The sequence below is a fragment of the Microbispora sp. H11081 genome (genome assembly GCF_012999535.1).
Classification (GTDB): domain Bacteria; phylum Actinomycetota; class Actinomycetes; order Streptosporangiales; family Streptosporangiaceae; genus Microbispora.
In genome coordinates this window covers 100,219-123,508 of the sequence record NZ_JABBWV010000019.1, presented here as the reverse complement: position 1 = coordinate 123,508, position 23,290 = coordinate 100,219, and the positions used below count along the sequence as shown (strand labels likewise).

At 68.0% G+C, this 23,290-nt stretch carries 24 protein-coding genes and 1 tRNA gene; 21 read left to right on the top strand and 4 right to left on the bottom strand.

The window, feature by feature from the left end; translation table 11 throughout:
* Positions 1-448 precede the first annotated feature (448 nt).
* Both HHX31_RS31230 and HHX31_RS31225 read left to right on the top strand, forming a co-directional pair.
* The gene (locus HHX31_RS31230; RefSeq protein WP_169952958.1) at positions 449-2,038 is read left to right on the top strand and encodes a hypothetical protein; all 1,590 of its coding nucleotides are present in this window, start codon (positions 449-451) and stop codon (positions 2,036-2,038) included.
* A 2,027-nt stretch (positions 2,039-4,065) separates the two neighbouring features.
* Positions 4,066-4,626 (top strand): NUDIX hydrolase, encoded by a 561-nt coding sequence (locus tag HHX31_RS31225; RefSeq protein ID WP_169952956.1) that lies wholly within the window; start codon positions 4,066-4,068, stop codon positions 4,624-4,626.
* Here the strand turns inward: HHX31_RS31225 and HHX31_RS31220 are convergent.
* Positions 4,607-5,824 (bottom strand): helix-turn-helix domain-containing protein, encoded by a 1,218-nt coding sequence (locus HHX31_RS31220; RefSeq protein ID WP_169952954.1) that lies wholly within the window; start codon positions 5,822-5,824, stop codon positions 4,607-4,609. The two genes, HHX31_RS31225 and HHX31_RS31220, sit on opposite strands and share 20 nt — an antisense overlap.
* Positions 5,825-5,945: 121 nt before the next feature.
* Between HHX31_RS31220 and HHX31_RS31215 the strand changes: the two genes are divergently transcribed.
* The 11 genes from HHX31_RS31215 to HHX31_RS31165 all read left to right on the top strand — a co-directional run bounded on the left by HHX31_RS31215 (position 5,946) and on the right by HHX31_RS31165 (position 13,721).
* A complete protein-coding gene (locus HHX31_RS31215; RefSeq protein ID WP_249347144.1) occupies positions 5,946-6,356 on the top strand; it encodes a hypothetical protein in 411 nt (136 codons plus the stop codon).
* The gene (locus tag HHX31_RS31210) at positions 6,353-6,655 is read left to right on the top strand and encodes a hypothetical protein (RefSeq protein ID WP_169952952.1); all 303 of its coding nucleotides are present in this window, start codon (positions 6,353-6,355) and stop codon (positions 6,653-6,655) included. Before HHX31_RS31215 ends, HHX31_RS31210 begins: the two co-directional genes overlap by 4 nt.
* A gap of 91 nt (positions 6,656-6,746) precedes the next feature.
* A complete protein-coding gene (locus HHX31_RS31205) occupies positions 6,747-7,463 on the top strand; it encodes a GntR family transcriptional regulator (RefSeq protein ID WP_169952951.1) in 717 nt (238 codons plus the stop codon).
* Positions 7,464-7,587: 124 nt separating this feature from the next.
* Positions 7,588-8,019 (top strand): plasmid replication, integration and excision activator, encoded by a 432-nt coding sequence (locus tag HHX31_RS31200; RefSeq protein ID WP_169952949.1) that lies wholly within the window; start codon positions 7,588-7,590, stop codon positions 8,017-8,019.
* A complete protein-coding gene (locus HHX31_RS31195; RefSeq protein ID WP_169952947.1) occupies positions 8,019-8,348 on the top strand; it encodes a hypothetical protein in 330 nt (109 codons plus the stop codon). The genes HHX31_RS31200 and HHX31_RS31195 overlap by 1 nt, the downstream gene beginning before the upstream one ends.
* 87 nt (positions 8,349-8,435) lie before the next feature.
* Positions 8,436-9,875 (top strand): FtsK/SpoIIIE domain-containing protein, encoded by a 1,440-nt coding sequence (locus HHX31_RS31190; RefSeq protein ID WP_169952945.1) that lies wholly within the window; start codon positions 8,436-8,438, stop codon positions 9,873-9,875.
* Positions 9,862-10,023, top strand: coding sequence for a hypothetical protein (locus HHX31_RS31185; protein ID WP_169952943.1), 162 nt, complete (start codon positions 9,862-9,864; stop codon positions 10,021-10,023). Before HHX31_RS31190 ends, HHX31_RS31185 begins: the two co-directional genes overlap by 14 nt.
* Positions 10,024-10,061: 38 nt before the next feature.
* Positions 10,062-11,636, top strand: coding sequence for a replication initiator (locus HHX31_RS31180; protein WP_211590587.1), 1,575 nt, complete (start codon positions 10,062-10,064; stop codon positions 11,634-11,636).
* Positions 11,633-11,824, top strand: a complete 192-nt coding sequence (locus tag HHX31_RS31175; protein ID WP_311932384.1) for a helix-turn-helix domain-containing protein — start codon at positions 11,633-11,635, stop codon at positions 11,822-11,824. Before HHX31_RS31180 ends, HHX31_RS31175 begins: the two co-directional genes overlap by 4 nt.
* A complete protein-coding gene (locus tag HHX31_RS31170; protein WP_169952939.1) occupies positions 11,821-13,182 on the top strand; it encodes a tyrosine-type recombinase/integrase in 1,362 nt (453 codons plus the stop codon). The genes HHX31_RS31175 and HHX31_RS31170 overlap by 4 nt, the downstream gene beginning before the upstream one ends.
* A 26-nt stretch (positions 13,183-13,208) precedes the next feature.
* The gene (locus HHX31_RS31165; protein ID WP_169952937.1) at positions 13,209-13,721 is read left to right on the top strand and encodes a hypothetical protein; all 513 of its coding nucleotides are present in this window, start codon (positions 13,209-13,211) and stop codon (positions 13,719-13,721) included.
* Between the two features lie 248 nt (positions 13,722-13,969).
* On the opposite strand, the gene HHX31_RS31160 is transcribed toward HHX31_RS31165, so the two are convergent.
* Positions 13,970-14,043 (bottom strand) — tRNA-Arg (locus tag HHX31_RS31160).
* 420 nt (positions 14,044-14,463) lie between these two features.
* On the opposite strand from HHX31_RS31160, the gene HHX31_RS31155 reads away from it, so the two are divergent.
* From HHX31_RS31155 to HHX31_RS31120, 8 genes are all read left to right on the top strand, one after another.
* Entirely contained in the window at positions 14,464-15,276 is an 813-nt protein-coding gene (locus HHX31_RS31155; protein WP_169952935.1) for an aminoglycoside phosphotransferase family protein, read from the top strand.
* Between the two features lie 41 nt (positions 15,277-15,317).
* Positions 15,318-16,286: a cobalamin biosynthesis protein gene (locus HHX31_RS31150; RefSeq protein WP_169952977.1), complete on the top strand. Its 969-nt coding sequence runs from the start codon at positions 15,318-15,320 to the stop codon at positions 16,284-16,286.
* Positions 16,283-16,429, top strand: a complete 147-nt coding sequence (locus HHX31_RS31145; RefSeq protein ID WP_169952933.1) for a hypothetical protein — start codon at positions 16,283-16,285, stop codon at positions 16,427-16,429. Before HHX31_RS31150 ends, HHX31_RS31145 begins: the two co-directional genes overlap by 4 nt.
* 10 nt (positions 16,430-16,439) lie before the next feature.
* On the top strand, positions 16,440-16,823 hold the full coding sequence (locus tag HHX31_RS31140) for a thiol-disulfide oxidoreductase DCC family protein (RefSeq protein WP_169952931.1): 384 nt from the start codon (positions 16,440-16,442) through the stop codon (positions 16,821-16,823).
* A 92-nt stretch (positions 16,824-16,915) separates the two neighbouring features.
* Positions 16,916-17,824, top strand: coding sequence for an ABC transporter ATP-binding protein (locus HHX31_RS31135; protein ID WP_169952929.1), 909 nt, complete (start codon positions 16,916-16,918; stop codon positions 17,822-17,824).
* Complete coding sequence (locus HHX31_RS31130) at positions 17,805-18,608, top strand: ABC transporter permease subunit (protein ID WP_169952927.1); 804 nt, start codon at positions 17,805-17,807, stop codon at positions 18,606-18,608. The genes HHX31_RS31135 and HHX31_RS31130 overlap by 20 nt, the downstream gene beginning before the upstream one ends.
* Positions 18,608-19,660: a CdaR family transcriptional regulator gene (locus HHX31_RS31125; RefSeq protein ID WP_169952925.1), complete on the top strand. Its 1,053-nt coding sequence runs from the start codon at positions 18,608-18,610 to the stop codon at positions 19,658-19,660. The genes HHX31_RS31130 and HHX31_RS31125 overlap by 1 nt, the downstream gene beginning before the upstream one ends.
* Before the next feature lie 157 nt (positions 19,661-19,817).
* Entirely contained in the window at positions 19,818-21,047 is a 1,230-nt protein-coding gene (locus tag HHX31_RS31120) for a glycosyltransferase (protein ID WP_169952923.1), read from the top strand.
* On the opposite strand, the gene HHX31_RS31115 is transcribed toward HHX31_RS31120, so the two are convergent.
* Both HHX31_RS31115 and HHX31_RS31110 read right to left on the bottom strand, forming a co-directional pair.
* Positions 21,037-21,999 (bottom strand): quinone oxidoreductase, encoded by a 963-nt coding sequence (locus HHX31_RS31115; RefSeq protein WP_169952921.1) that lies wholly within the window; start codon positions 21,997-21,999, stop codon positions 21,037-21,039. The two genes, HHX31_RS31120 and HHX31_RS31115, sit on opposite strands and share 11 nt — an antisense overlap.
* Before the next feature lie 87 nt (positions 22,000-22,086).
* Positions 22,087-23,133 (bottom strand): zinc-binding alcohol dehydrogenase family protein, encoded by a 1,047-nt coding sequence (locus tag HHX31_RS31110; RefSeq protein ID WP_211590563.1) that lies wholly within the window; start codon positions 23,131-23,133, stop codon positions 22,087-22,089.
* Positions 23,134-23,290 lie beyond the last annotated feature (157 nt).

The window sequence follows — 23,290 nt, the reverse complement described above, 5'->3', positions numbered from 1 at the left end:
CATGGACGATCGACGGCCTCGGGCGCTCAGCCAGCATCGTGCTCACAGTTCGTTGAGATCCTTACTCGCCCTCGTCACTCAAATGCACTCTAGCCACATCTGTCTCAACAAACCTTGGCAGAGAGGGGGAGCCCGCCCAGGTATCCACACAGTGAGTCTTTCGGCAGTGAGTCGGGCCACCCACACGGCGATGGGTGCCTTGGAACTCGGCGGGCCACTCGACGAGACGGGCAGTCACCCGGGTTCCGGTGGGCCGGGGCTGTAGGAACGAAGCCCCGGCCCGTCGATCGCCCCCAACCATGTACGGCGACCAGCCACAGCAAGGCGATCGTAAGGGCTGCGGGAAAGAACACCGTCTTAAAGCAGGTGTCGCAAGTGGACCAACCATGTATCTTTCTGACTCAAGCAGACGCTGCCTCTCATGGCAGCACCTTAAAGAAGGGGCATAATGAATAGTTACTTGGCCTTAAGTCCAGACGTTGTGGATAACCTGCTCGATCTTCGAATGCTAGTCGAGCGTGGAACTAAGGCAGCTCAGCTCGGCTCACCTGCTGATGAGAATCTAGCGGTTGTAATTCTAGATGGAGCCAACGAGCGTGCGGCACTCATTGCTGCTAGCGAGTTCTCAACTAAGGTCGACAACAGCTTTGAGGGAAATCTTAGTAGGGTGGCGCAAGCGGCAAGTTCGCGGGGAACAAAATTGCCCGGAGTCGGGGATGTCATAAAACTCCATAAGGCCCGCAACGGCGTACAGCATCATGGAATAAAGGTTAACCGAGGGCAGCTCTCTCTCTGGGCCTCGACAACTCAAGCGTTCGTACGTGCGCTGGTCGATCATTTGTACGGCATCGACATTCTCAAGGTATGGAGAGGCGATGCTATACACGAAATCGAGATTCGCGACCTATTCGTGCAGGCCGAGAGACTTCTCGACAAGGGCGACGTTCACGCTTCAATCGAGAAAGCATATTCAGCCTTTAGTAAAGCTAGAGAGCAATGGGCTCGCCAGCGTCGGAGGTTAGCGGGCAGCAGACCGTCGAGGACTGGCCACTTCAGGGGAAGCGAAATCTTAGGTAGAGAGCTCTGGCAGGAGATTAGCGGCAGTATATCCGACTTGGATGATTATTCAGAGGTCCAGCCCTTTGCGGAGGATATGGGAGAGTACATCTGGCTCACGTCGATTCGGCGCGAACCAGAATTCGTCCTTGGCGTGCAGGACGCAAATCGAGTTCTGAACTTCGTGTTCTGGTGGATAGTTCGTTGGGAGACTTTCTCTCAGACTGTCGTACTAGATAGGCGTGAACAGTGGCTGAAATCGCAGCGTCTGGTCCGTCCCTCGGATGACCTTCCAGCGTCTGTGGCTGGAGTCGATATTCGGGGACGTTCCACTCATGGCTGGCGCGTGGAAATACAGCTTAAAGACGTACCGCCAGAGGCCGAGTTCAGAGAGTGGGCACATCACGTTCTCAAGAAGCTGGGACAACAGATTGGGGTAGATAGGGCTAGGTATTGGGACCTACGCGAGGATGGATATCTATGTTTTGAGAGCTTCCTAGAAACCGACCTCGATCAGTTGGCGCAGGATATTCGCGAGACACTGGAGGAGGCTCTGAGCGAGCTAATCCAGCGACGTAAGGATGTCGAAGACCACAGAAAGCGGATTAAGGATCGAGAAGAGCAGTTATGGGCTTCGATAGAAGAGAGAGTGCCATCATGGTTGACAGCCGTATCCCTGGAAGAAAACACCGTTGCGAGAGGTGTCTCCTGCGTCTTGAAAATCTCCTCGGAGGTTCCCTCTGTCGGAGATCTGAGCAACAAAATACGTGGTGATCTGCTAGTTGAACAGTGCCTGTACGTTGGTATGGATGGAATCGCCATCTATCCCGAGCTATCGAGTGCCCAGCTGCTAGAAGTGTTGGACCGCGTTTCAGCTTATGTGGATGCTCGCAAGAAAGAGCGGCTAGAAAGCGACCTTGAGCTTGCGAAGCAGAAACAGGAATCCTTGCTTAAGCTTAGATCCTCGTTCGCGATCGAGTAGCCTCGGCCACCCTCGGAATATGGGCGACGTAAAGCGATTCACGCCCTCGAGTCGGCTGCGGTCCGGAGCTGCCGGCGGCCGGGACCGGCCCCCAGGCCGCATGCCCGGCCGCCGAGCGGGCGAGGGGCCGCGAGGCGGCGCGGAGCGCCGCCCTTGATTCCCATGAGAACAATTCGGCAGAGATTCGCCACTGTCGCGTTAGCACCCTGCACCGTGTCGATGTGAGCAGCGGCTAGGCTTACTCTTACGGTTGTGAAGTTCCGTTGGGCAGCCAATCGCTGAGATTTATCTCAGTAAGAGGGAGGAAGCACTCCGTGTGCCCCCCATTCAGGCGTGCAGAGGTCGGGTAGTACGCCCATTCTTTATACGCGTCTAGAATCTTCTGCTCAGCTTCATAGCACTCCACAAACGATGCGTGGAGTACTTGGCTTACGATCCCTCCGATACTTCGGTGCTGGTCGATTCGACCGCTGGAAAGCCGGCCGATGCCGACTTTCCGAAATCGCTCTCCATCAAGGTTAAAATCTATAAGGTAGAGATATCCGGGTACGTCGACTGCATAGCCGCAAGGCCGGCAACCGCCAGCCCTTAGTAGAGCGTTCGGTTTGGGTGTTCGCTCCTTTTTGCACTTTCGGCATATGGCAGCCGTAGGCGTGTGGGCATTGATATAAGGACCTTTGAAGTCAAGGTCGCGGGCGTCGAAGAGTGCAATAATTCCTTCTAGTGGAGCCCGGAGCTTCTCCCCTTGCCGTTGACTGGCGCACGTTTTACATCCGCCCTGTCCCTGCCGCAGGTTATTCAGCGTCGGTGATGAAGCTGTCCCGCAGTGAATGCACACTGCCTCCACGGGCTGGCCGGAGCCCTTATAGCTTCCAATCATCTGAAGACCGGCGTCCAGAAATTCGGCACGGACGATCTCTTCGGCCTCTCGCGGTCTCGGGGGTGGCACAGGTTCACAAGTACGGCAGAGACGTTGCCCGGCTCGAAATCTCTTCCACGTTCTGTCGGCACGGCTGCCGCAGGTGAGGCATAGTAGTTCGAGTGTCGTGTTGTTATTGCTGTATGGACTAATTAGTTGGAAGCCCGCCGCAAGAAGTTCCAAGCGAACTTGCGTGGCATCCGTTCGAAATGTCCTGCCTCTCTCCGTGTAGGAGCAGTGCTTGCAGCGTCCGCCGCTACGTATGGTGGAGATCCATATGTCTGACTCCCTATTGCAGATCAGGCATAATGCTCGTACGGGTTGACTTTTGTTGATGTACTCGCCCAGCATCTCCATATCTGCGGCTAATAACTCCCGTCTGATCTGTTCGGGCGGCGTTCGCTTCTTCTCGTTCGCCTTCCTTGTTCCGCATGGAACGCAGCCGCCGTCGCCGCGGCGAAGTACATTCAGTCGTGTTCGTCCACGCGTGCCGCACACTAGACATAGCACTTCAACGGGTGTGTTAACGTTGACGTACTCGCCAATGACCTTCAAGCCCGCTTCGCGGAATTCCCGCAATGCAGCCTCTATGGGGAGCGACTTAGATGCAGCTCGGCGTTCTATTCCGCATCGTACGCAGCCCCCCCGCTTGGGATTTTGAAGATCGGCCAGCCTTGGCCGGCACCGTTCCCCGCAACGCAGGCATATGGCATCGATTGGCTGGACTGCTTTGACGTAGGTGCCAGTACGTCGAAGGCCTTTGCTAATAAAGATCTCGTCGATGTGTTTGAGACACAAGGATGCGCCAGGTTTGACGGGAGGATTTTGGCAGGAGTCCGCTTTGCAGGTCCGCCTCGCAGGAGAAGTCATGTGAGAACCATAGAGGCCCAGAAATTCGCAGTCAACTAGTTCAAGCTCAACGAGTCCTCTTTTTCTCGCCGTGGACACCCATCCTGATGTCATGGTAGAAGTTCACCTGAAAGGTGGCTTGCCTAGGTGTCTGGGAGGGCGGTTCATCTGTTGTAGTGAGCGTCATTGGGCGACCGTCACGACGCTCGTCATCTGCAAAGACGTGTACGTGAGCGATGTTGGGCGGTAGCTTCGCTGTGTGGCTACCAACGAAGAGCGGTCGCGGTGGGTCGTGCATGGTGAGCGGCTGATTTATGACAACCGGTGGATCCGGCTGGGCCTGGTGGACGTCGAGATCCCGGATGGGGAGCGCTTCGAACATCACGCGGTGCATCTGGACCGGGCAGCCATCGCCGTGGTGGTCGACAATCAACAGCGGGTGCTGATGATGTGGCGGCACCGGTTCCTGTTCGACCGGTGGGGTTGGGAGCTGCCGGGCGGCCTGGTCGACGCGGGGGAGGACCCGATGGCGACGGCGGCCCGGGAGGTGGAGGAGGAGACCGGGTACCGGGTCAAGGAAATCGAGCACCTGGTGACCTATCAGCCGATGGCCGGCATGGTTGACTCCGAGCACAATCTGTACCTCGCCCGCGGTGCCGAGCTGGTAAAGGAGCCCAGCGGGGAGATTGAGGCAGACCTAATCGAGTGGGTGCCGATGAAGGACATCCCAGACATGATCGCCCGGGGCGACATCTGGACCTCGGGGACACTGGTCGGTCTGTACGCGGCCCGCGATCGGCTCAACGCAGAGCGCGGGTAAGTCGCCGGCTGAGTTCGTCGATGCGCTTGCGCTGGCGGCGTGAGCCGGTCATGGTCGCCAGGTGCTTCGCGCGCTGGATGTGGGGTTGGGCGGCCTCCGGGTCGCCCAAGGCGAGCAGGGCATGTCCCAGATCGCAGCGAAGCGCGGCTTCGGCGCGGTTGTAGGTGCCGTCCATTCCAGCCAGTGCCGACCGTAGGTCTTCTATCGTGCCGGGGTCGCCGAACCGGACGAGGCAGTTGCCTCGCCACCGGGCGAGATGGTGAATGTCGAGCGACAGGTAGGGCATGTCCGGGTCGCTGTGCCCGCTCGGTAGGAGAGCGGAGGCCTGGTCGAGTGCGGCCCGGCAGGTCGCCTCGTCGCCCAGGATCGCGGCGGCTTCGGCCTCAGCCGCCGAAAGCCACGAACGCAGCCGAGCGGGGATGCGGTCGCGATAGACGGCCTGCACGTACTGCAGGACCTCGGTCGCCTGGGCGGGCTGTCCCAGGTCCATAAGGACGTATGCCTGTTCGGCGCAGACGTGAGCAATGACGGCCGGGTCATCAGCTTCGCGGGCGGCGGCCTTGGCGTTCTCGTAGTGGTTCCAAGCGTCGTTGAGGGCGCCGGTGTTGATGGCCTGCCATCCGGCCAATGACTCCGTTTGCGCGAGGACGTGAGCGAGCTGCGCGCGTATGCCGGGCCGTACGGCATGACGCTGTGCGCGTTCTATTTGGCTGATTTGGGCGCGCATTTTGTCGGCGATGGCGGCGCTGCCGAGTCGGCGGTCCAACAGGCGCAGATTGTTGGTGTCGGTATTGAGGATCATCACCATCGTGGAGTCGATCGCGGCGGCGGCCTCGATACGTGCAGAGAGTTCCTCGGCTTGTTCCTGGTGCTCGTCGCCGTGATCGCCGGTGGAGGAGGCGATGTCGAGCGGGGCCAGGCCGAGCAGCATGCGGGCATGGTCGGGCAGGCCGAGGCCGGCGGCGATGCGTTCGTAGACCTCAAGGTCGGTGACCTGGCGCTGTCCGCGCATGAGCTGACTGATCCGGCCCTGGGCGATGCCAGTGGCGGCGCTGAGACGAACTTGGCTGGCTCCCGCGTACTTGACAGCGAGGTTGAACAGTCCCGCTACGTCGCGCTTTTTGAGGATTTCCCTGCTTTCGTCGCGGTCCCATACCCAGTCGGGTAGCTGGATCGGCTCGAAAGCGTTCCCGTGCATTCCGGCCTCCGGTCGTTCGCCCAGGCTGGTGGTGCATCGCGTCTGCTGAGAACTCTATATCTCACAGTGATATATCCAGAGGGAATAGGACTGGATTCGCCTGCGATCCATTCTTTCCGGCATGACAACACCAGTTAAGTGCACCGCGTGCGACGGTCGCGGCTGGAAGATCGTCACTCGACGCGGGCAGGTCGCCGCCGTGGCGCTCGGCATGGAGACCTCGTCGCGCGAGGACTGCCTGTACTGCGACGGCGGACAGGTGCTCGTGGAGATGTTCGAGTGGGAAGTCTTCGTCACCGCTGACGGGACCGACGAACTCGGGCCGTGCGGCACCAGCGCCGGACAGGCCACCTCGATGGGCGAGCTGCGTAAGGCGCTGCGCCGGATGGACCCCGCCCGGCAGCCGTGGGGGAGGATCACGCACCGGGTCTACGACTTCGGCACCGTGCCGGACGACTGGTCCCGCCGGATCATCTTCCGCGCCGCCCTCGACGCGGCCGGACAGGTCCGCTTCGAGCGGACAGACCGGTGAGCAACGGGTCTCCGGCATGGGGCGGGCCGTGCCCATCCCCGCATCTCCCGCCACTGCAGAACGGGGCCACGCCGCTCGCTTGGCACAAGCCGGGGCGGTTCGCCTGGTCGCGGGTGCTCGCCTGGACCTGCCACGAGCACCGCAACACCTGGTACGAGTTGTGCTCGGCGGGCGGCCTGGCCTACATCCGCCGGTTCAAGGGCGACCAGTTGAAGCCGGAGGTAGCGCACACCCATGCCTGGCGGGAGGCCGAGGCGCGGGCGGTGTGGCTGGCGCTGCTGTCCGGGCGGGCTCAATAGCCTTCCCGCTGGTGGTTGAGGTCCTGACAGGCATTCGCTTAGCCGCTACTGTGCTTATGCAGACAAGTGGAAAAGTGATTGGGCGCTTAACATGAGCATGGACTTCGCCCCGCCGAAGTACGCCCAGGTGATGACGGCGATTCAGCAGCGTATCCGGGACGGGGAGTACGCGCCCGGCGACATGCTGCCCTCGGAGACGCAACTCGTCCGGGAGTTCGGCGTCGGCCGTACGACGGTGGTTCGGGCGCTTCAGACCCTTGCCATGCAAGGCTGGATCGAACGTGAGCACGGCCGCGGCTCGTTCGTGAAGGGCCGCCCGGAAAGCCCCGCGGAGCGCGTGCGGCCCGGCCTGTCGACGGTCGAGCATGCCGAGAGCGCCGAGAACATCGTCAGTGTTGCCCGGGTGCCGGCTCCCCGGCACGTCGCCACGCTGATGGGCGTGGACGAGCGAACCCCTGTGATCGCCCGTCATCGCGTGATGCGTCAGGGCGACCGGGTCTCGGCGGCGGAAACCCTGTGGTTTCCTCTGGAGATCGCGCTGGGCACCGACCTAGACAAGCCTGATCCGCTGCGGCATGGGGTCCGTCAGCACCTCCAGGCGGTCAAGCATCTGCGGGTGGACCATGTCACCGAACGCCTGACCGCGCGGAAGCCGACCAAGGAGGAAGCCGACCTCCTCGGCTCCTCGTCCGCGGTGCTCGGTGTGATGGCGACCGTCCATGACCCGGCCGGGACCGTGCTCCTGGTGCTGAGCGTGGCCTTGCCTGGTGACCTGCACGAGCTTGAGGATGTCTATCAGGTGAGCTAAGTCTTACCCCGCTCGTCTCGCTCGGTTACTTGTGCGGACGAGTGGGCAAGACTTAGAGTAGAACTCAATCGGACAAGTGGACGAGCGCATGAGCTACTCGTCCCGAGCAAAAGGAATCACGCGCATGGCCATCCAAGGACCCATCCCGATCGCCTTCGAGCACGTCTTCCCGCACGGCTGCTACCTGGTGGGGGAGGTGGAACAGGTCAAGGACTTCACCGCCTCGACCGGCGGGCGCACCGTGTTCGCCAAGGACAAGACCACCGGGGAACTGGTCTGGCAGGTCGCCGTCATGGACGCCGACCCGGCCGCCAAGCTCGCACAGAAGACGGTCGCAGTGAAGATCATCGCCCCGGCGCAGCCGGTCCCGCCGACCCCCACACCCGGCCTGCCCATCACGCCGGTCGAGTTCGAGGGGATGACGGTCACGCCGTACGTCCACCAGACCACCGGACGCCTGGCCTACTCCCTGCGAGCGAGGGCGATGCGCGCTCCCCGCACCGGGGCCGCCTCGACCAAGCAGAGCGGCGCGGCCGGTAAGGAGGTGGCGGCCTGATGCTCCGCGACCCCTACACCTACGTCACGCTGTCGCTCAGCCCCGGCAATCCGGCCAACGTCGGCATCTCGTTCTACTCGCCCGAGCTGCGGGCGGGGGCCTCGGTGCTGGACTCCGGGCGGCCCTACTTCGCCATCACCAGCCCGAGCGTGGACGTGACCGTCTCGACCACCGCGGCCGGGCCGGTCACCCCGAGGGACGTCGAGATCGCCCGGCAGATCGTCCAGGCCGCCTTGCGCTATCTCGCCGAGTGCGAGCGCCTGGTCAGCCAGCAGCCGGCCGACTCCGATCAGCTCGCCCTTCCCGGCGTCGACGGCTCGGCGGCCTGACACGTAAGCGGGGCCGCTGGAAGCGGGAACTTCCGGCGGCCCCTCGGATCTCCCACGCACGCCAATGCTTGAGAGGACTCCAGCCTAATGCTGAGAAGACTGCCCGGAGACGAGGCACGTAACCTCGTCTCCACCACCCCGGACACGGCCGTCGTCTTCCGCCCGGCCGTCATGCAAACCCCCGCCATCGTCACCATCGTGATCTGGCTGGCCCGCCTGCTGCGCGGGCTGATCCGGACGCTCTGGCGGCACCCGATCGCCTGCACCGCCGCCGTGGCCCCGGCTGTGGTCACCCTCACCTACGGCTGGCGCATGGCCGTGGTCCTGGCCGGTTTCCTGCCCACGGTGGGCCTGTCGTGGGTGCTGCTGGAGCGGGACTCGTTTCTGCGCGTGGTCGGCTGGCCGCTGCTGGCCTGGTGGCGCCTGGTGTGGGTCTACCGGCGGCACTGGCAACCGGTGATGATCGTCTCCGGTCTCGGGCGTCATCTGCGCGGCCGGGACTACCTGCCCCGCCTGGTCAAGGTCACCTGCACCTCCTGGGCCGACCTGGTGACCGTGAAGATGCTGAACGGGCAGGCGGTCAAGGACTGGACCGATCGGGCCGATCACCTCGCCCACGGCTTCGGCGCCCGAAGTTGCCGGGTGTCGATCGCGCGGGCCGGTCGCCTCGTGCTGACCCTGCCCCGGCATAACCCCCTCGCTGAGCCGTTGCCGGCCGTCCCCATTCCCGAGACGCCTTCGGTGGGGCCGGTCGAGATCGGCCGGTGCGAGGACGGCACACCGTACCGGCTCAAGGTCCACGGCACGCATGTGCTGATCGCGGGCGCGACCGGGGCCGGCAAAGGCTCCTACCTGTGGGCGGCGATCCGCGGCCTGCTCCCGGCGATGCGGGCGGGCCTGGTGCAGGTCTGGGCGCTCGACCCCAAGCGAATGGAGCTGTCCTTCGGACGGGCGCTGTTCGGCCCCCGCTACGCCGCCACTCCCGCCGAGTGCGTCGACCTGCTTGAGGCGGCCGTCTCGGTGATGCAGGAGCGGGCCGACCGGTTCGGCGGCAACCAGCGCTCCCACACAGCCACGGTGGCGGACCCGTTCGTCCTGGTCGTCGTCGACGAGGTCGCCTTCCTGACCGCCTACCAGTCTGACAAGGGCCTCCGTGAGCGGACCAAAGCGGCCCTCGCCACGCTCACCACTCAAGGCCGCGCGGTCGGCGTCGGAGTGATGGCCGCACTTCAGGACCCGCGCAAGGAGGTCATGAACATCCGCAACCTGTTCCCCGACAAGATCGCGCTCCGGCTGGATGAGTCCGAGCAGGTGGACATGGTCCTCGGCGACGGCGCACGCGACCGGGGCGCGCTCGCTGATCACATCTCGCCGGTCCCCGAACTCGGCGCGGGCATAGGCTACGTCCGGCTGGAGACCTCACCCGACCCGATTCGCGTGCGCGCGGCCTACGTCTCCGATGAGGACATTCGCGCCATGGTCGCCACCTTTTCCACCGGCAGGGCGGGGGCGCATGCCCGTGGTTGAGATCTCCCACCTCCTCGATGAGCTCACCTGCGCGGCCTGCGGCACCCGCAACGCGCTGTGGCTCTACCCCATCCGGGGCGTCATCGAATGCCGCGAGTGCGGCGAGAAGGCAACCGTGATCGTCGAGCCCTCCGGCGGTGACCGGTGACAGCCACGAACGACAGGGCCACCCCTCGCGCCGTCCGCATGGCGATGCCACTGGCCCGGAACGTTGTGGAAGAGATCGCCAAGCAGCACGGCGTCTGTATCCGCCCGGTTCCGCTGCGGCGGCAGGACATCCTCACCGGACAGGTTGAAGTTATCGACGTTCCCTGCGGGGCGACGCTGGAGAGCAAGTGCCCGCCGTGCGCCAAGCGCAACCGGCAACTCCGGCGGGCACAGTGCCGTGAGGGCTGGCACCTCAACTACGAACCGGTCAACCTGCCCGACAACGCCGACGACTATCAGCGGCACCTCGTGGAGCTGCGGGCCGACGCCCAGGCCTGGCGGGACGAGGTCGAAAAGGCCGGCGGCGACACCACCGACCTGGACGCCGCGATCGAGGACTTGGACGAGGAGATCAACGCCGCAGGCATGCGGGGCAACGTCCTCGGCCGTACCTCCGGCAAACGCACGCGGTCCACGAAGCGGCGGCAGGATGCCCCGGACCTGCCCAAGCGGCAGATGACCAAAACCACGCTCGGACGGACCTTCTCGGGATCGGATGGCAGGGTCTACCGGCCGTCGATGTTCGTCACGCTGACCCTGCCGTCGTACGGACGGGTGCAAGACGGGGTGCCGCTCAACCCGGACCGGTACGACTACGGCCGAGCGGCCCGGGATGCGTTGCACTTCTCCAAGCTCGTCGATCGCTTCGTGCAGAACCTTCGCCGGGTGGCGGGCTATGACGTGCAATACTTCGCCACCGTCGAGCCTCAGAAGCGGCTCGCTCCACATTTGCATTTGGCGATACGCGGCACCCTCCCTCGTGCGGAGCTGCGGCAGATCATCGCCGCCACGTATCACCAGGTGTGGTGGCCTCCGGCCGATGTCGTGCGGTTCGACGGCGACCGCGCGCCGGTCTGGGAGGACGGGGTTGGCTACCTCGACCCCGACACCGGGGAACTGCTGCCGACCTGGGAACAGGCCCTCGACCGCCTCGATGCCGACAACGACGCCGAGCCCCTGCACGTGCTGCGCTTCGGCGACCAGCTCGACATACAGAGTGTGCTCGCCGGGACCCCGGACGCTGACCAGCTCATCGGGTACCTGTCGAAGTACCTGACCAAGTCCCTCGGCGACGCTCTCGGCACCGACGACCCTCGCCGCAAGGCACACGCCGAACGGCTGCTTGAGGCGCTGCGGTTCGAGCCGTGCTCGCCAACCTGCCCGAACTGGCTTCGCTACGGCGTCCAGCCCAAGGGCGCCAAACCGGGCATGGCTCCCGGCCGGTGCAAAGGCAAGGCGCACAAGCCCGACCACCTCGGCTACGCGGGCCGCCGCGTCCTGGTCTCAAGGAAGTGGTCCAACAAGACCCTGACCGAGCACAAGCAGGACCGCCGTACCTGGGTCCTGGAAGCCCTCGGCGTCGAAGACGAGCCGGTCGACCCCCACCGCTACGTCTGGCGACCGGTTAAACCCGGTGATCCCGACCTGGCCCCGATCGGCGTACGGCTGCTCCGGTCGGTCCATGAACGCCAGCGCTGGCGCAACCATCTCGACCGGCTCCAGGCCGAAGCAGACGGACAGCATCTTTCGGCAACTGAAGGGAGGGCGGCGTGAAGAAGGACGACAAGCTGATGACGGTTCCCGAGATCCTCGCCGAGCTTGGCGGCATCTCCCGCCGCACCTTCTACCGCTGGCGCGAGATCGGCAAGGCCCCCGAGGGCATCAAGCTCCCCAACGGGGAGATCCGCATCTACCGCAGTGAGTTCACCGCCTGGCTTGAGAGCCTCCGGGAGGTCGCGTGAACGCCTCCTACGACGTGAAGTTCTGGGAGACCAGGCGGAACAAGTCGAGCAAGAAACCGTCCTACGAGGTGCGCTGGAAGGTCGGCGGCCGGGAGAAGTCCAAGAGCTTCGGGACCAAGGCGCTCGCGGACAACTGGCTGTCCGACCTCCGGCAGGCCGCGAAGCGCGGCGAGGCTTTCGACGTGGAGACCGGCCTCCCGGAATCCATGCTTAAGGCCAAGAAGGCGCGCACTTGGTTCGCCTTCGCGGTCGCGTACGTCGAGACCCGCTGGCCTCACTCGGCGGCCAAGAGCCGGGAGGGCATGACGGACGCGCTGTCCAATGTCACGCCCGTGCTCACCAGCGACCGGCCGGGCCGCCCCGATGACGAGACCCTGCGGCGGGCGCTGCGAGAGTTCGCCTTCGTCCCGGCCGACCGTCGCCCGGCGCCCTCGCCGGAGATCGCGGCGGCGCTGCGCTGGCTGGAAGCGGCTTCGCTGCCCTTGACGGCTGTGGAGGACGCCAAGCACGCCAGGGCGGCCCTGGAAGCCCTCTCGCTGCTCCTCGATGGCAAGGCCGCGGCGGCCTCCACCTTCCGGCGGAAGAGAGCTGTCTTCCATCACGCCCTGGAGTACGCGGTGGAGCTGGAAGAGCTTTCGGCAAATCCGCTCGACCGGGTGAAGCTGCGCCGGACCAAGGCGAATGGCGAGATAGACCGGCGCGTCGTCGTCAACCCGGCCCAGGCGCGGGAGCTCCTCGTCGCGCTCACCTACTGCGGCCGTAAGCGCGGGCCGATACTCGTGGCGATGTTCGCCTGCATGTACTTCGGCGGCCTGCGTCCGGCTGAGGCGGCCGGGCTGCGTGAGAAAGACTGCCACCTTCCCGAATCCGGCTGGGGCCTGCTGACGCTGGAGAGGACTCGTCCCCAGAGCAACAAGCGGTTCACTGACTCGGGGGAGGGCCACGACGAGCGGGGCCTCAAGCACCGGGACGACACGACGACGCGAGATGTCCCCATCCCGCCGGAACTGGTGAAGATCCTGCGCGCGCACCTGGAGACCTTCGAGACGGCGAAGGATGGCCGGCTGTTCCGGACGAGGACGGACGGCGTGATCTCGGGCTCGGCGTACGCGAAGATCTGGAAGCAAGCCCGGAGCTACGCGTTCACTCCCGAGCAGGTCGCCTCGCCCCTCGCGGCCCGGCCGTACGACCTACGTCATGCAGCCGTGTCCCTTTGGTTGAACGCGGGTGTCCACGCTCCGGAGGCGGCTGAGCGCGCCGGTCACGGCGTGGACGTCATGCTGCGCGTCTACGCCAAGTGCATCGACGGACAACGCGAGATCGCCAACCAACGTATAGAGGGCGCTCTGGCCTCATGAGTGATCAATCGCGGAATACTGGTCTGGTGGAACTTTCCCCCGAGCTCAGGAATCGTCTGGCTGAGCTGAGGGGTGATCTCCTCTGGGGCCGCCTCTCCGGGACCGCGCCGGAGGCCGGTTGGTTGGCCTGCGAACTGATCGAAGCGGGGCTTGACTCTCCAGAGGTGTGGGAGTTGGCGGGCTGTGCGCTGTCCATTGGATCAATGACCGAAGTTGAGCCGCTCATCCGCGAAGTGATGACGGAGAGCGGCTTCCCACCCATCGATGTTCAGCGCACGCCATGGGAGGTCGCCCGCGACGTGGCGCAGGGCATAGCCGAGGGCACACTCCCCATCGGTAAGGGTGCGGACTTCCTGATTCTCGAACTCAGGGACAAGTGCGACGGTCCCGAGGAGATCTTCTGGCTGATGATGCTTATCGACGACTGGGAGGCAGTGCGGGCAACTCCACCGAGCGACGACGAACTCCGCCTGCAAGCACGAAAGATCGCCGACGCCGCAACCGACCGGCTTGAGGCGTTGAAAGATCAGGATTCGTAGAAGTGAGAATCGCGCCAGCCAAGGGTCTCGGGTCACTCCGGGGCCCTTCGGCGTTCCCGGGGCGGGTCTCATCCCGCAGAGGTGCCGGGAAGCCCCGCGCGACCTGGGGAAACGCGACCAACATCATCCCGCGTATATCCCGTGACTGGCGACAAACGGCGGCTCTCGGCGGCGTACGGCTGCGCATGCGATCACGGAACGATCAAGCAGAAGCCCAGGTCAGAGGCCAAAGAGGCGGAGGAGAGGAGCGCGCCCTGAGGGATTCGAACCCCCGACCGTCGGATTAGAAGTCCGATGCTCTATCCAGCTGAGCTAAGGGCGCTCGTGCCTAATTGTGCATGATCCCGGGACCGGGTACACACCCGGTTTCCCCGGCATGGGCCGGAGCATGCCTCGCGGAGGCTTCCGAGCCTGGTGGGCGGGCCCGTCAGGGGCCGCGAACCGCGTTCCGACGCCGCTCGGGCGTCCCCGCTTGATGGGCTGACGCGCGGGCGCCGTGCCGCCGCGAAGCGGAACCGGGTCGGATTACGGCCGGCCGTGTGCGGCACGGGGCTGCGGGAACCCGATCGTGGCGGGCTCCGCCGTACGGCTCAGGCGCCGCCCGATGTGACGCAGTCCCAACCGCCGAGGTCCCCACAGATGGTCTCGCCACCCGGACGGTTGTCCGGGTGGCGAGACGTTTTCCTGTTCTTCGTGGTTTCGGGCGGAAATTCGGCCGCCTGCGGGGCTAAAATCCAGCGCCATGTCCGTTCGCGAGATCCCGCTCATCGGAGACGTCTCCGAGGGGGTCGTGCGGGTGGGGGCGACCGTACGGCGGCCGATGCGGCCTTCGTCGAAGGCCGTCCACGCGCTGCTGCGGCATCTGGAGGCGGTGGGGTTCGATCGGGCGCCCCGGTTCCTCGGGACCGACGACCGGGGCAGGGCGGTCCTCACGTACGTCGAGGGCGTGGCGCCAACGCATCCCCTGCCGGATTACGCGGTGAGCGACGAGGCGCTGACGGAGATGGCCCGGCTGCTGCGGCGCTTCCACGACGCGGCTGCGTCGTTCGCTCCGCCTTCCGGCGCGATCTGGGAGGACGGTTCGGGGCCCGAGGGCCCGGCGGACGTCGTGGGCCACTGCGACGTCACCCCGGCCAACGTCGTCTTCCGCGCGCGGCCGGGCGCGGGCCTCCTGCCGTACGCGCTGATCGACTTCGACCTGGCCAGGCCGACGACGCGGCTGTTCGACGTGGTCACCACGCTGCGGCACTGGGCTCCGCTCGCCGATCCGGTGGACCGCGACCCCACGCAGCGGTCCCTGGACGCGGCGGCCCGCGTGCGGCTGTTCTGCGACGCGTACGGCCTGCCGGCGCGGGACCGGCTCATGCTGGTGGAGACGGCCAGGATCCGGTTCGGCCACTCCTACACGATCATGCGGGACAGGGCGCGGACGCTGGGCGGAGGCTGGGCGCGCCTGTGGGCGGGCGGCGTGGGCGGGCGGATCAGGCGCGCCGCCGCCTGGCTCGACGCCAACGAGGACGCGATCCAGAGCCGCCTCCTCGCCCCCGGCCCCTGAGCTCCGGCGGCGTACGGCAGAATGCCTGCGTGACCCGGATCATGGACGGTGCCACGGCGGCGGGGCTGCTCGCCGGGGCCGCGATCGACGCCGCGGTGGGCGATCCCCGTCGGGGTCATCCCGTGGCGGTGTTCGGGAGCCGGGCCGCCGCCCTCGAAAAGCGCATATATCGAGACTCGCGGTTAGCGGGGGTGGCCTACACCGCCGTCTGCGTGGGCACGGCGACGGGCGTGGGCCTGCTCGCCGAGCGGCTGACCCGGTCGAGCCCGGTCGCGCGGGCCGCGGTCACCGCCGCCGCGACCTGGGCGGTCCTCGGCGGCACGACGCTGGGCCGGGAGGGCTCGCTGATGGCCCGCTCGTTGCGGGAGGGCGACCTGGCCGCGGCCCGCGCGCGTCTCCCGCACCTGTGCGGGCGCGACCCGTCCGGGCTGGACGCGGCGGAGCTCGCGCGGGGCACGGTGGAGTCGATCGCGGAGAACACCTCGGACGCCGTCGTGGCCCCGCTCCTGTGGGGCGCGGTCTTCGGCGTTCCCGGCCTGCTCGGCTACCGCGCGGTGAACACGCTCGACGCGATGGTGGGCCACCGGTCGCCGCGCCACGCGCGGTTCGGCTGGGCCTCGGCCCGGCTGGACGACGTGGCCAACTACGTGCCGGCCCGGCTGACCGCGCTGCTCACCACGGGCCTCGCCGGTCTGGTGGGCGGCTCACCGCGCCGCGCAGCGGCCGTCCTGGCGCGCGACGGGCACCGTCATCCCAGCCCCAACTCCGGGCGCTGCGAGGCGGCCTTCGCCGGCGCCCTCGGCGTACGTCTCGGCGGGGCCAACGACTACGGTGGCAGGGTGGAGCACCGCCCCGAGCTGGGCGACGGCCCATGCCCCGCCGTCTCCGACATCCCCAGGTCCGTACGGCTGGCGCGCGCGGTGTCGTGGGCGTCGGTCGGCCTGGCCGTCGCCGCACGCGCGGCCCGCGCACGGTCCGGGCGAAGGGCGGGGCGAGGGGACCGGCGATGAGCGTGCTCGTCCTGCTGCTGCTCTTCGCGGTCGTCTTCAGCGTCTCGGTCGCGGTGATCATCGTCGTGGTGCTGGCCCTGCGCGCGTCGCGGCGGTCCGCGCCGCCACCTCGCGACCGGAATGATCCGCCCCAGGATTGGTAGGTTCCATGACATGGGCGGAGAAAGCGGAGAGCACCGGATCACGCTGGTCTTCGACGGCGACTGCGCCTTCTGCCAGACGTGCGTGAACGCCGGGCACCGGTTCCTGCCCCACATGCCCGCCGTACGGGCGTGGCAGGGCCTCGACCTCGGCGCGGCGGGCCTGACCCGCGCGGAGGTGACGGCGTCCGTGCAGCTCCTCGGCCCGGACGGGCTGCGTGCCAAAGGCGCGCGGGCCGTCGCGCTGATCCTGGCCCTGCAGCCGGTCGCGGCCTGGCGCGCGGCCGGCCGGGTGATGCTGACGCCGCCGGTGAGCTGGCTCGCCGAGGCGGGCTACCGGCTGGTGTCCCGCTACCGCCACCTTCTGCCCGGTTCCACCACGTGCGGCACGTCATGACCTCCGCTTTGCCGAAGGTGCGAACGAACGGCACCGGCAAGTGTCCGGAAGCGGGCATACCCCGCGCGTGACGGCAGCGCCACCATTGCGGCATGACAGCAGTGGTGGAGACCGAAGGACTGACCAAGTTCTACGGTACGAGACGAGGGCTCGAAGACCTCACCCTCGACATCCGGCATGGCGAGGTCTTCGGCTATCTGGGCCCCAACGGCGCGGGCAAGACGACGACGATCCGGCTGCTCCTGGACGTGATCCGGCCGACGTCCGGCCGGGCGAGCGTGCTCGGCACCGACCCCCGTGATCCGCGCGTACGGGCCCGGATCGGCTATCTCCCGGGCGAGCTGGCCCTGGAGGGCAGGGAGCGGGCCCGCGACTATCTCCAGTTCCTGGCCGACGTACGCGGCGGGGTGAACCGGGGCAGGATCGACGACCTGGCCGAGCGGCTGGACGCGGACCTGTCCGCCAGGATGGGCGAGCTGTCGAAGGGCAACAAGCAGAAGGTCGGCCTCATCCAGGCGTTCATGCACGAGCCGGAGCTGCTCATCCTGGACGAGCCGACGAGCGGGCTCGACCCGCTGGTGCAGCAGGAGTTCCTGGCCATGGTCAGGGAGGCGCGCACGGCGGGCCGCACGATCCTGATGTCGTCGCACGTGCTCGCCGAGGTGGAGCACGTGGCCGACCGCGTGGGCATCGTGCGCGCGGGACGTCTCGTCGCGGTCGAGGACATCGCGGCCCTGCGCGAGCGGGCCGTACGGCATGTGGAGCTCCACTTCGACGCGCCGGTTCCCGCCGAGTCGTTCGAGGGGCTCCCGGGCGTACGCGACGTGGTCGTGCGCGGCGCGAGCCTGCGCTGCACGATCGACGGCAGGCCGGACGCGCTGATCAAGGCGGCGGCCCGCCACACCGTGGTCCACATGGTCAGCGCGGAGCCGGACCTGGAGGAGATCTTCCTGACCTACTACAGCGAGGAGGAGGGCCGTCATGCCCACGCTGGTGCGTAAGAGCCTCAGGGAGTACCGCCGCGCGCTCGTCGGCTGGACGGTCGGGCTGTGCGCGTTCCTCGGGATGTACATCTCGATCTACGCGAGCATGATGAAGCAGGATCCCGAGACGTTCGGCGCGCAGGCGATCGCCAAGTATCCCGGCGCGCTCAGGGACCTGATGGGCGGCATGTCCGACATCGCGACCGGGCGCGGCTACCTGCAGGCGATCGCCTACCAACTGCTCGGCCCGCTGCTGTTCACCATGTGCGCCGCGATCCTCGGCAACCGGGCCGTCGCCGGCCCTGAGGAGGCCAAGACGCTGGAGCTCACGCTGACGCTGCCGGTCGACCGCAGGCGGCTGGTCCTGGAGAGGTGGGCCGCGCTGGCGCTCGGCCTGCTCGCCGTGGCGCTGGTGACGCTGGCGCTCGTCGCCGGAGCGTCGTCCGCCGCCGGGATGGGCGTGCCGTTCGGCGACATCCTGGCCGCCCACACCGGGCTGTTCCTGCTCGTGCTGTTCTTCGGGACGCTGACGCTGTGCGTGGGCGCGGCCTTCGGGCGCAAGCAGGTCGCGCTCGCCGTGGTCGGCGTCTGGGGCGTCGCCGGATACATCATCGAGACCATGGGCAGGAGCATCGACGCGATCTCCTGGCTGCGCTGGATCTCGCCCGTCCACTACTACCTCGACGGCAGGCCGCTCTATCAGGGCTGGCCGTACGGTGACTACCTTGTCCTGCTGGGTGCGACGGCCGTCCTGCTCATGACGGCGCTGCTCGCCTTCGAACGGCGTGACGTAGGAGTCTGATGGACAGCGTTCTCGCTCGCGTGAGCGAGGAGACCGGGGTGCCCGCCGACTTACTCGGCGGGTTCCTGTCGGTTCTGGCCGCGTCGGCCGCCACCGGCAGGATGCCCGCCCGCGCCGACATGGACGGCCTGCGCGAGTGCGGCGCGCTCGCCGCCGAGCGCGGCATCCCGCTGCGGGTGCTCGCCGACGCCTGCCTGCACGCCGCCGAACTGTCCGCCGGCGGGGCCTTCGGCGCCGTACGCCGGGGCATGGCCGCCTACATCGAGGGATACGAGGAGGCCCAGCGCGCCGCACTCCGCCAGGAGGAGGAGGCCCGCCGCCTGTTCGTCGACGACCTGCTGCAGGGCAGGGCGGACGCCGAACGGGCCGAGCACTTCGGCCTGCGGCTCGCCGGGGGGTACGTCGTTACCGTGGCGAGGCCGCGGGCCCCGGTCGCGGCGGGCGACCCGCTGGCCGCGCGGATCGAGCAGGCGATGGTGGCGAGGTTCGGCTCGCACAACATCCTGGTCGCGGTCCGCGAGGGCCTGCTGGTGTGCGTGGCTCCGGCGGCGCTGGCCGCCGCGAGCGGCGAGTTCACCCACCACGTACGCGTCGCGCTCACGGACTGGCGGGTGGGGGTGGGCCGCCCCCACCAGGGTCCGGGCGGCATCGTCACCTCCTATCGGGAGGCGGCGGGCGCCATCGACCTGGGCGAGCGGCTGGGCCTGCGGGCCCAGGTGCTGAAGGCGGCCGACCTGCTGGTGTTCCCGGTGCTGCTACGGGACAGGGACGCGATCGTGGACCTCGTCTCCACCGTGCTCGGGCCGCTGACCGGCGCGCGCGGCGGGCCCGAACCGCTGCTGGAGACGCTGGAGGCCGTCTTCGCCTCCCAGGGCAACCACACGGCGGCGGCGCGCAGGCTCGGCGTCAGCACCCGGGCGATCACCTACCGGCTGGAGCGGATCCGGCGGTTGACCGGCTTCTCGCCCAGCGACCCGACGCAGCGCTTCACGCTGGAGACGGCCGTGCTCGGGGCCCGCCTGCTGGAGTGGCCCGTCCACCCGCTGGCCTGACCGGACGCGCTGGACACCCCGCCACCTTCAACGTATAGGCGACGGGGGGACTTGCCGCAATCCCCATGTGTTCCCGCACAATCGGGGGCCGTGAGCCGGGCCGGGTCCACGGGACGCCGTACCGAGCCTCACGTCCATCACGTCCGGGGGGAGTGCCATGCGCGTGCTGTTGTCCACGATCGGAACGCGGGGGGAAGTCCAGCCGATGATGGCGCTGGCCATGGCGTTGCGGGAGATCGGTCAGGAGGCCCGCCTGTGCGTGCCTCCCGACTTCCGCGACTGGGCCGAGAGCCTCGGATTCCCCGTGGTGCCCATCGGGCCCGAACTCCGCCCGACCGCGTCGGCCGCCGCGGGGGCGCAGGCACCGCCCACGCCCGAGCAACGCCGGCGGATGCTCGAAGGCATGGTCGCCGTCCAGTTCGCCACGATCCCCGCGGCGGCCGAGGGCTGCGACCTCATCGTGGGAGGCGGGGCGCTGTCGATCGCCGCCCGTTCGGTGGCGGAGCGGATGGGCATCGGCTACGTCTACGTGAGCTACTGCCCGGTCACGCTGCCGTCGCCGCACCACGCGCCTGTGCCCGTCTGGGGCCAGGCGCCGGCGGACGCGACGGCCGGCAACCGCGCGCTCTGGGCCGAGGACGCGCGGCGCTGGAACGGCGCCGTCGGCGCCGCGCTCAACGCCCACCGGGCCTCGGCCGGCCTGGCCGCGGTGACGGACACGCGAGGTCACATGTTCACCGACCGGCCCTGGCTCGCGGCCGACCCGACGCTCGGGCCCTGGCCCGGGCCCACGGACGTCGACGTCGTGCAGACGGGCGCCTGGATCCTGCCGGACCGGCGCCCGCTGCCACCGGACCTGGAGAGGTTCCTCGACGACGGTGAGCCGCCCGTCTGCGTCGGCTTCGGCAGCGTCCGCGCTCCCCGGGACGTCGCGCGGGCGACGGTCGAGGCGGCCCGCGCGCTGGGCCGCCGCGTGATCGTGCTCCGCGGCTGGGCCGGCCTTACTCAGGCGGACGACGGGCCCGATCACCTGTCGGTCGGCGAGGTCGACCAGCAGGTCCTCTTCCCGAGGGTCGCCGCCGTCGTCCATCACGGCGGCGCGGGCACCACGACCACCGCCGCGCTGGCCGGGACGCCCCAGGTCGTGCTGCCGCAGCAGTACGACCAGCACTACTGGGCGCGCCGGGTCGGCGATCTCGGGATCGGGGTCGCGCATGGGCCCGCGGCGCCGACCGCCGATTCGCTGACCACGGCTCTCGGCCAGGCCCTCGCCCCCGGTGTGGCGGCCCGAGCCGGGGTGGTCGCGGGCGAGGTGCGAACGGACGGCGCCGCGGTCGCGGCGCGACGTCTGGCGGACCTGGCCGCCGCGTGGGAGGTCAGGGGATGAGCAGCAGCTTGCCGGTCGTCCGGCGGCCTTCGAGGTCGTCGTGCGCCCGGCCCGCCTCGGCCAGCGGGTAGCGCTCGGACACCCGCACCTTCACCGCGCCGGAGGCGACCCAGCCGAGCACGTCGTCCGTCCGCGACAGCAGTTCCTCGCGGGTGGCCGTGTAGTGGCCGAGCGTCGGGCGGGTCAGGAACAGCGACCCGCCCGCGTTGAGCCGCTGCGGGTCGAACGGCGGGACGGCACCGCTGGCCGCGCCGTACAACGCCATCATGCCGCGGGGCCGCAGCGACGCGAGCGACCCGTCGAACGTGGCCGCGCCGACCCCGTCGTAGACGACGTGCACTCCGGCGCCCTCGGTGATGTCCCTGACCGCCTCGGGGAAGCCCTCGTAGCCGACGACCTCGTCGGCCCCGGCCTGCCGGGCGAGCTTCTCCTTCTCGGGGCTGGAGACCGTGCCGATCACGCGGGCGCCGCGCAGCTTGGCCATCTGGACGAGCAGCAGGCCCATGCCGCCGGCCGCCGCGTGCACGAGCACGTCGTCGCCCGACCGGACCGCGTACGTGGAATGGGTCAGGTAGTGCGCGGTCAGCCCCTGGAGCATCACCGCGGCCGCCAGGTCGGGCGACAGCCCGTCGGGCAGCCGGATCGCCTTGTCCGCCGGGATCACGGCCTTGGTCGCGTACGCGCCGGTCACGCTCGCGGAGGCGACGCGGTCGCCTGGCACGATGTCGGTCACCCCCGGCCCGACGGCCGTGACGGTCCCGGCCGCCTCCGAGCCGGGGATCAGCGGCAGCGGCAGCGGATAGCGGCCCTCGCGGTGGTAGACGTCGATGAAGTTGACGCCCGTCGCCGCCACGTCGACCAGCACCTCACCGGGGCCGGGCTCGGGATCGGGCCGCTCGGCGTACTCCAGCACCGAGGAATCACCGTACGCGGGGACGACGATGGCATGCATGCGGGCTCCTGTTGTCTTCGGCTCGGTTCCTGTGGTCCCCAACCGGCCGGGCCGTGCTCGTTGTTCCCCGGCCCGGCGCGGCGGGCCTCAGAAACCGGTGAGAGTGATCTTGCCGATGGCGGCGCCAGACTCGAGGATGCCGTGGGCCTCGCGCAGGTTGGCGGCGTTGACCGGGCCGAGGTCCAGGTTGGCGGTGGTCGTGACTACCCCGGCGTCGACGAGCCGCGCGACCCGCTCCAGGATGAGGTGCTGGTTCACCTGGTTCCTGGTCTGGAACAGCGAGTGGGTGAACATGAGCTCCCAGTGGAACGCGATGCTCTTCGGCTTGAGCACGCCGATGTCGAGGGCGTCGTGGTCGTCGATGGCGACGATCGCGCCGAAGGGGGTGACCACCTCGGCGAAGGCCGGGAGGTTGCGGTCGGTGCCGATGGTGCTGAAGACGTAGTCCACTCCGTCCGGCGCGACCTCGGTGAGCTGCTTGGCCAGCGGGCCGTGGTGGTCCACCACGTGGTGGGCGCCCATGCGGCGGGCGAACTCCACGGTCTCGGGCCGGGAGGCCGTGCCGATCACGGTCAGCCCGGTCAGGGCGCGGGCGAACTGGATCGCGACGGCGCCGACACCGCCCGCGCCCGCGGTGACCAGCAGCGTGCCGGTCTGGCCGAGCGCGTCGCCGCGCAGGCCCAGGCGCTCGAACAGGCCCTCCCAGGCCGTGAGGGAGGTCAGCGGCAGGGCGGCGGCCTCGGTGAACGACAGCGTGGCGGGCTTGTGGCCGGTGATGCGCTCGTCGACGACGTGGTAGCGGGAGTTCGCGCCGGGCCGGTCGAGCGCGCCGGCGTAGTAGACCTCGTCGCCGACCTCGAACAGCTCCACCTCGTCGCCCACCGCGACGACGGTGCCGGCCGCGTCCCACCCGAGCACCTTGGTCTCGCCGCCCGGGTCGGTGTTGCGCCGGACCTTGTAGTCCACCGGGTTCACGGCGACGGCCTCCACCCGGACCAGCAGGTCGCGCGGGCCGGGCTGGGGCACCGGCAGTTCGACGTCCACGAGGCTCTCCGGATCGTCCACGGGCAGGCTGCGCCGGTAGGCGACGGCGGGCATGACGGCGGGCACGTCGGTGCCGGGGTGCTCACTCATGATGGTCCTCCCACACACTGGGGCGTCGGCGCGGGTCGCGCGCCGGCGCGGTGACTGTCGGACGGTACGCCGGCGCGTGGCCACCCGTGAGGTGCACGAGTGCCGGCACGCCGGAGCCGGGCGCGCGGCGCGTCTACGGCGCGCCCAGGGCCGGCTC

Bases quoted from the DNA above. Each gene is read 5' to 3' on its own strand.
- HHX31_RS31215 (WP_249347144.1), top strand. From the start codon at position 5,946: ATGACAACACCAGTTAAGTGCACCGCGTGCGACGGTCGCGGCTGGAAG.
- HHX31_RS31150 (WP_169952977.1), top strand. From the start codon at position 15,318: ATGGACGGTGCCACGGCGGCGGGGCTGCTCGCCGGGGCCGCGATCGAC.
- HHX31_RS31115 (WP_169952921.1), bottom strand. From the start codon at position 21,999: ATGCATGCCATCGTCGTCCCCGCGTACGGTGATTCCTCGGTGCTGGAG.
- HHX31_RS31125 (WP_169952925.1), top strand. From the start codon at position 18,608: ATGGACAGCGTTCTCGCTCGCGTGAGCGAGGAGACCGGGGTGCCCGCC.
- HHX31_RS31190 (WP_169952945.1), top strand. From the start codon at position 8,436: ATGCTGAGAAGACTGCCCGGAGACGAGGCACGTAACCTCGTCTCCACC.
- HHX31_RS31110 (WP_211590563.1), bottom strand. From the start codon at position 23,133: ATGAGTGAGCACCCCGGCACCGACGTGCCCGCCGTCATGCCCGCCGTC.
- HHX31_RS31155 (WP_169952935.1), top strand. From the start codon at position 14,464: ATGTCCGTTCGCGAGATCCCGCTCATCGGAGACGTCTCCGAGGGGGTC.
- HHX31_RS31220 (WP_169952954.1), bottom strand. From the start codon at position 5,824: ATGCACGGGAACGCTTTCGAGCCGATCCAGCTACCCGACTGGGTATGG.
- HHX31_RS31205 (WP_169952951.1), top strand. From the start codon at position 6,747: ATGAGCATGGACTTCGCCCCGCCGAAGTACGCCCAGGTGATGACGGCG.
- HHX31_RS31200 (WP_169952949.1), top strand. From the start codon at position 7,588: ATGGCCATCCAAGGACCCATCCCGATCGCCTTCGAGCACGTCTTCCCG.
- HHX31_RS31120 (WP_169952923.1), top strand. From the start codon at position 19,818: ATGCGCGTGCTGTTGTCCACGATCGGAACGCGGGGGGAAGTCCAGCCG.
- HHX31_RS31195 (WP_169952947.1), top strand. From the start codon at position 8,019: ATGCTCCGCGACCCCTACACCTACGTCACGCTGTCGCTCAGCCCCGGC.
- HHX31_RS31145 (WP_169952933.1), top strand. From the start codon at position 16,283: ATGAGCGTGCTCGTCCTGCTGCTGCTCTTCGCGGTCGTCTTCAGCGTC.
- HHX31_RS31135 (WP_169952929.1), top strand. From the start codon at position 16,916: ATGACAGCAGTGGTGGAGACCGAAGGACTGACCAAGTTCTACGGTACG.
- HHX31_RS31185 (WP_169952943.1), top strand. From the start codon at position 9,862: ATGCCCGTGGTTGAGATCTCCCACCTCCTCGATGAGCTCACCTGCGCG.
- HHX31_RS31130 (WP_169952927.1), top strand. From the start codon at position 17,805: ATGCCCACGCTGGTGCGTAAGAGCCTCAGGGAGTACCGCCGCGCGCTC.
- HHX31_RS31230 (WP_169952958.1), top strand. From the start codon at position 449: ATGAATAGTTACTTGGCCTTAAGTCCAGACGTTGTGGATAACCTGCTC.
- HHX31_RS31140 (WP_169952931.1), top strand. From the start codon at position 16,440: ATGGGCGGAGAAAGCGGAGAGCACCGGATCACGCTGGTCTTCGACGGC.
- HHX31_RS31180 (WP_211590587.1), top strand. From the start codon at position 10,062: ATGGCGATGCCACTGGCCCGGAACGTTGTGGAAGAGATCGCCAAGCAG.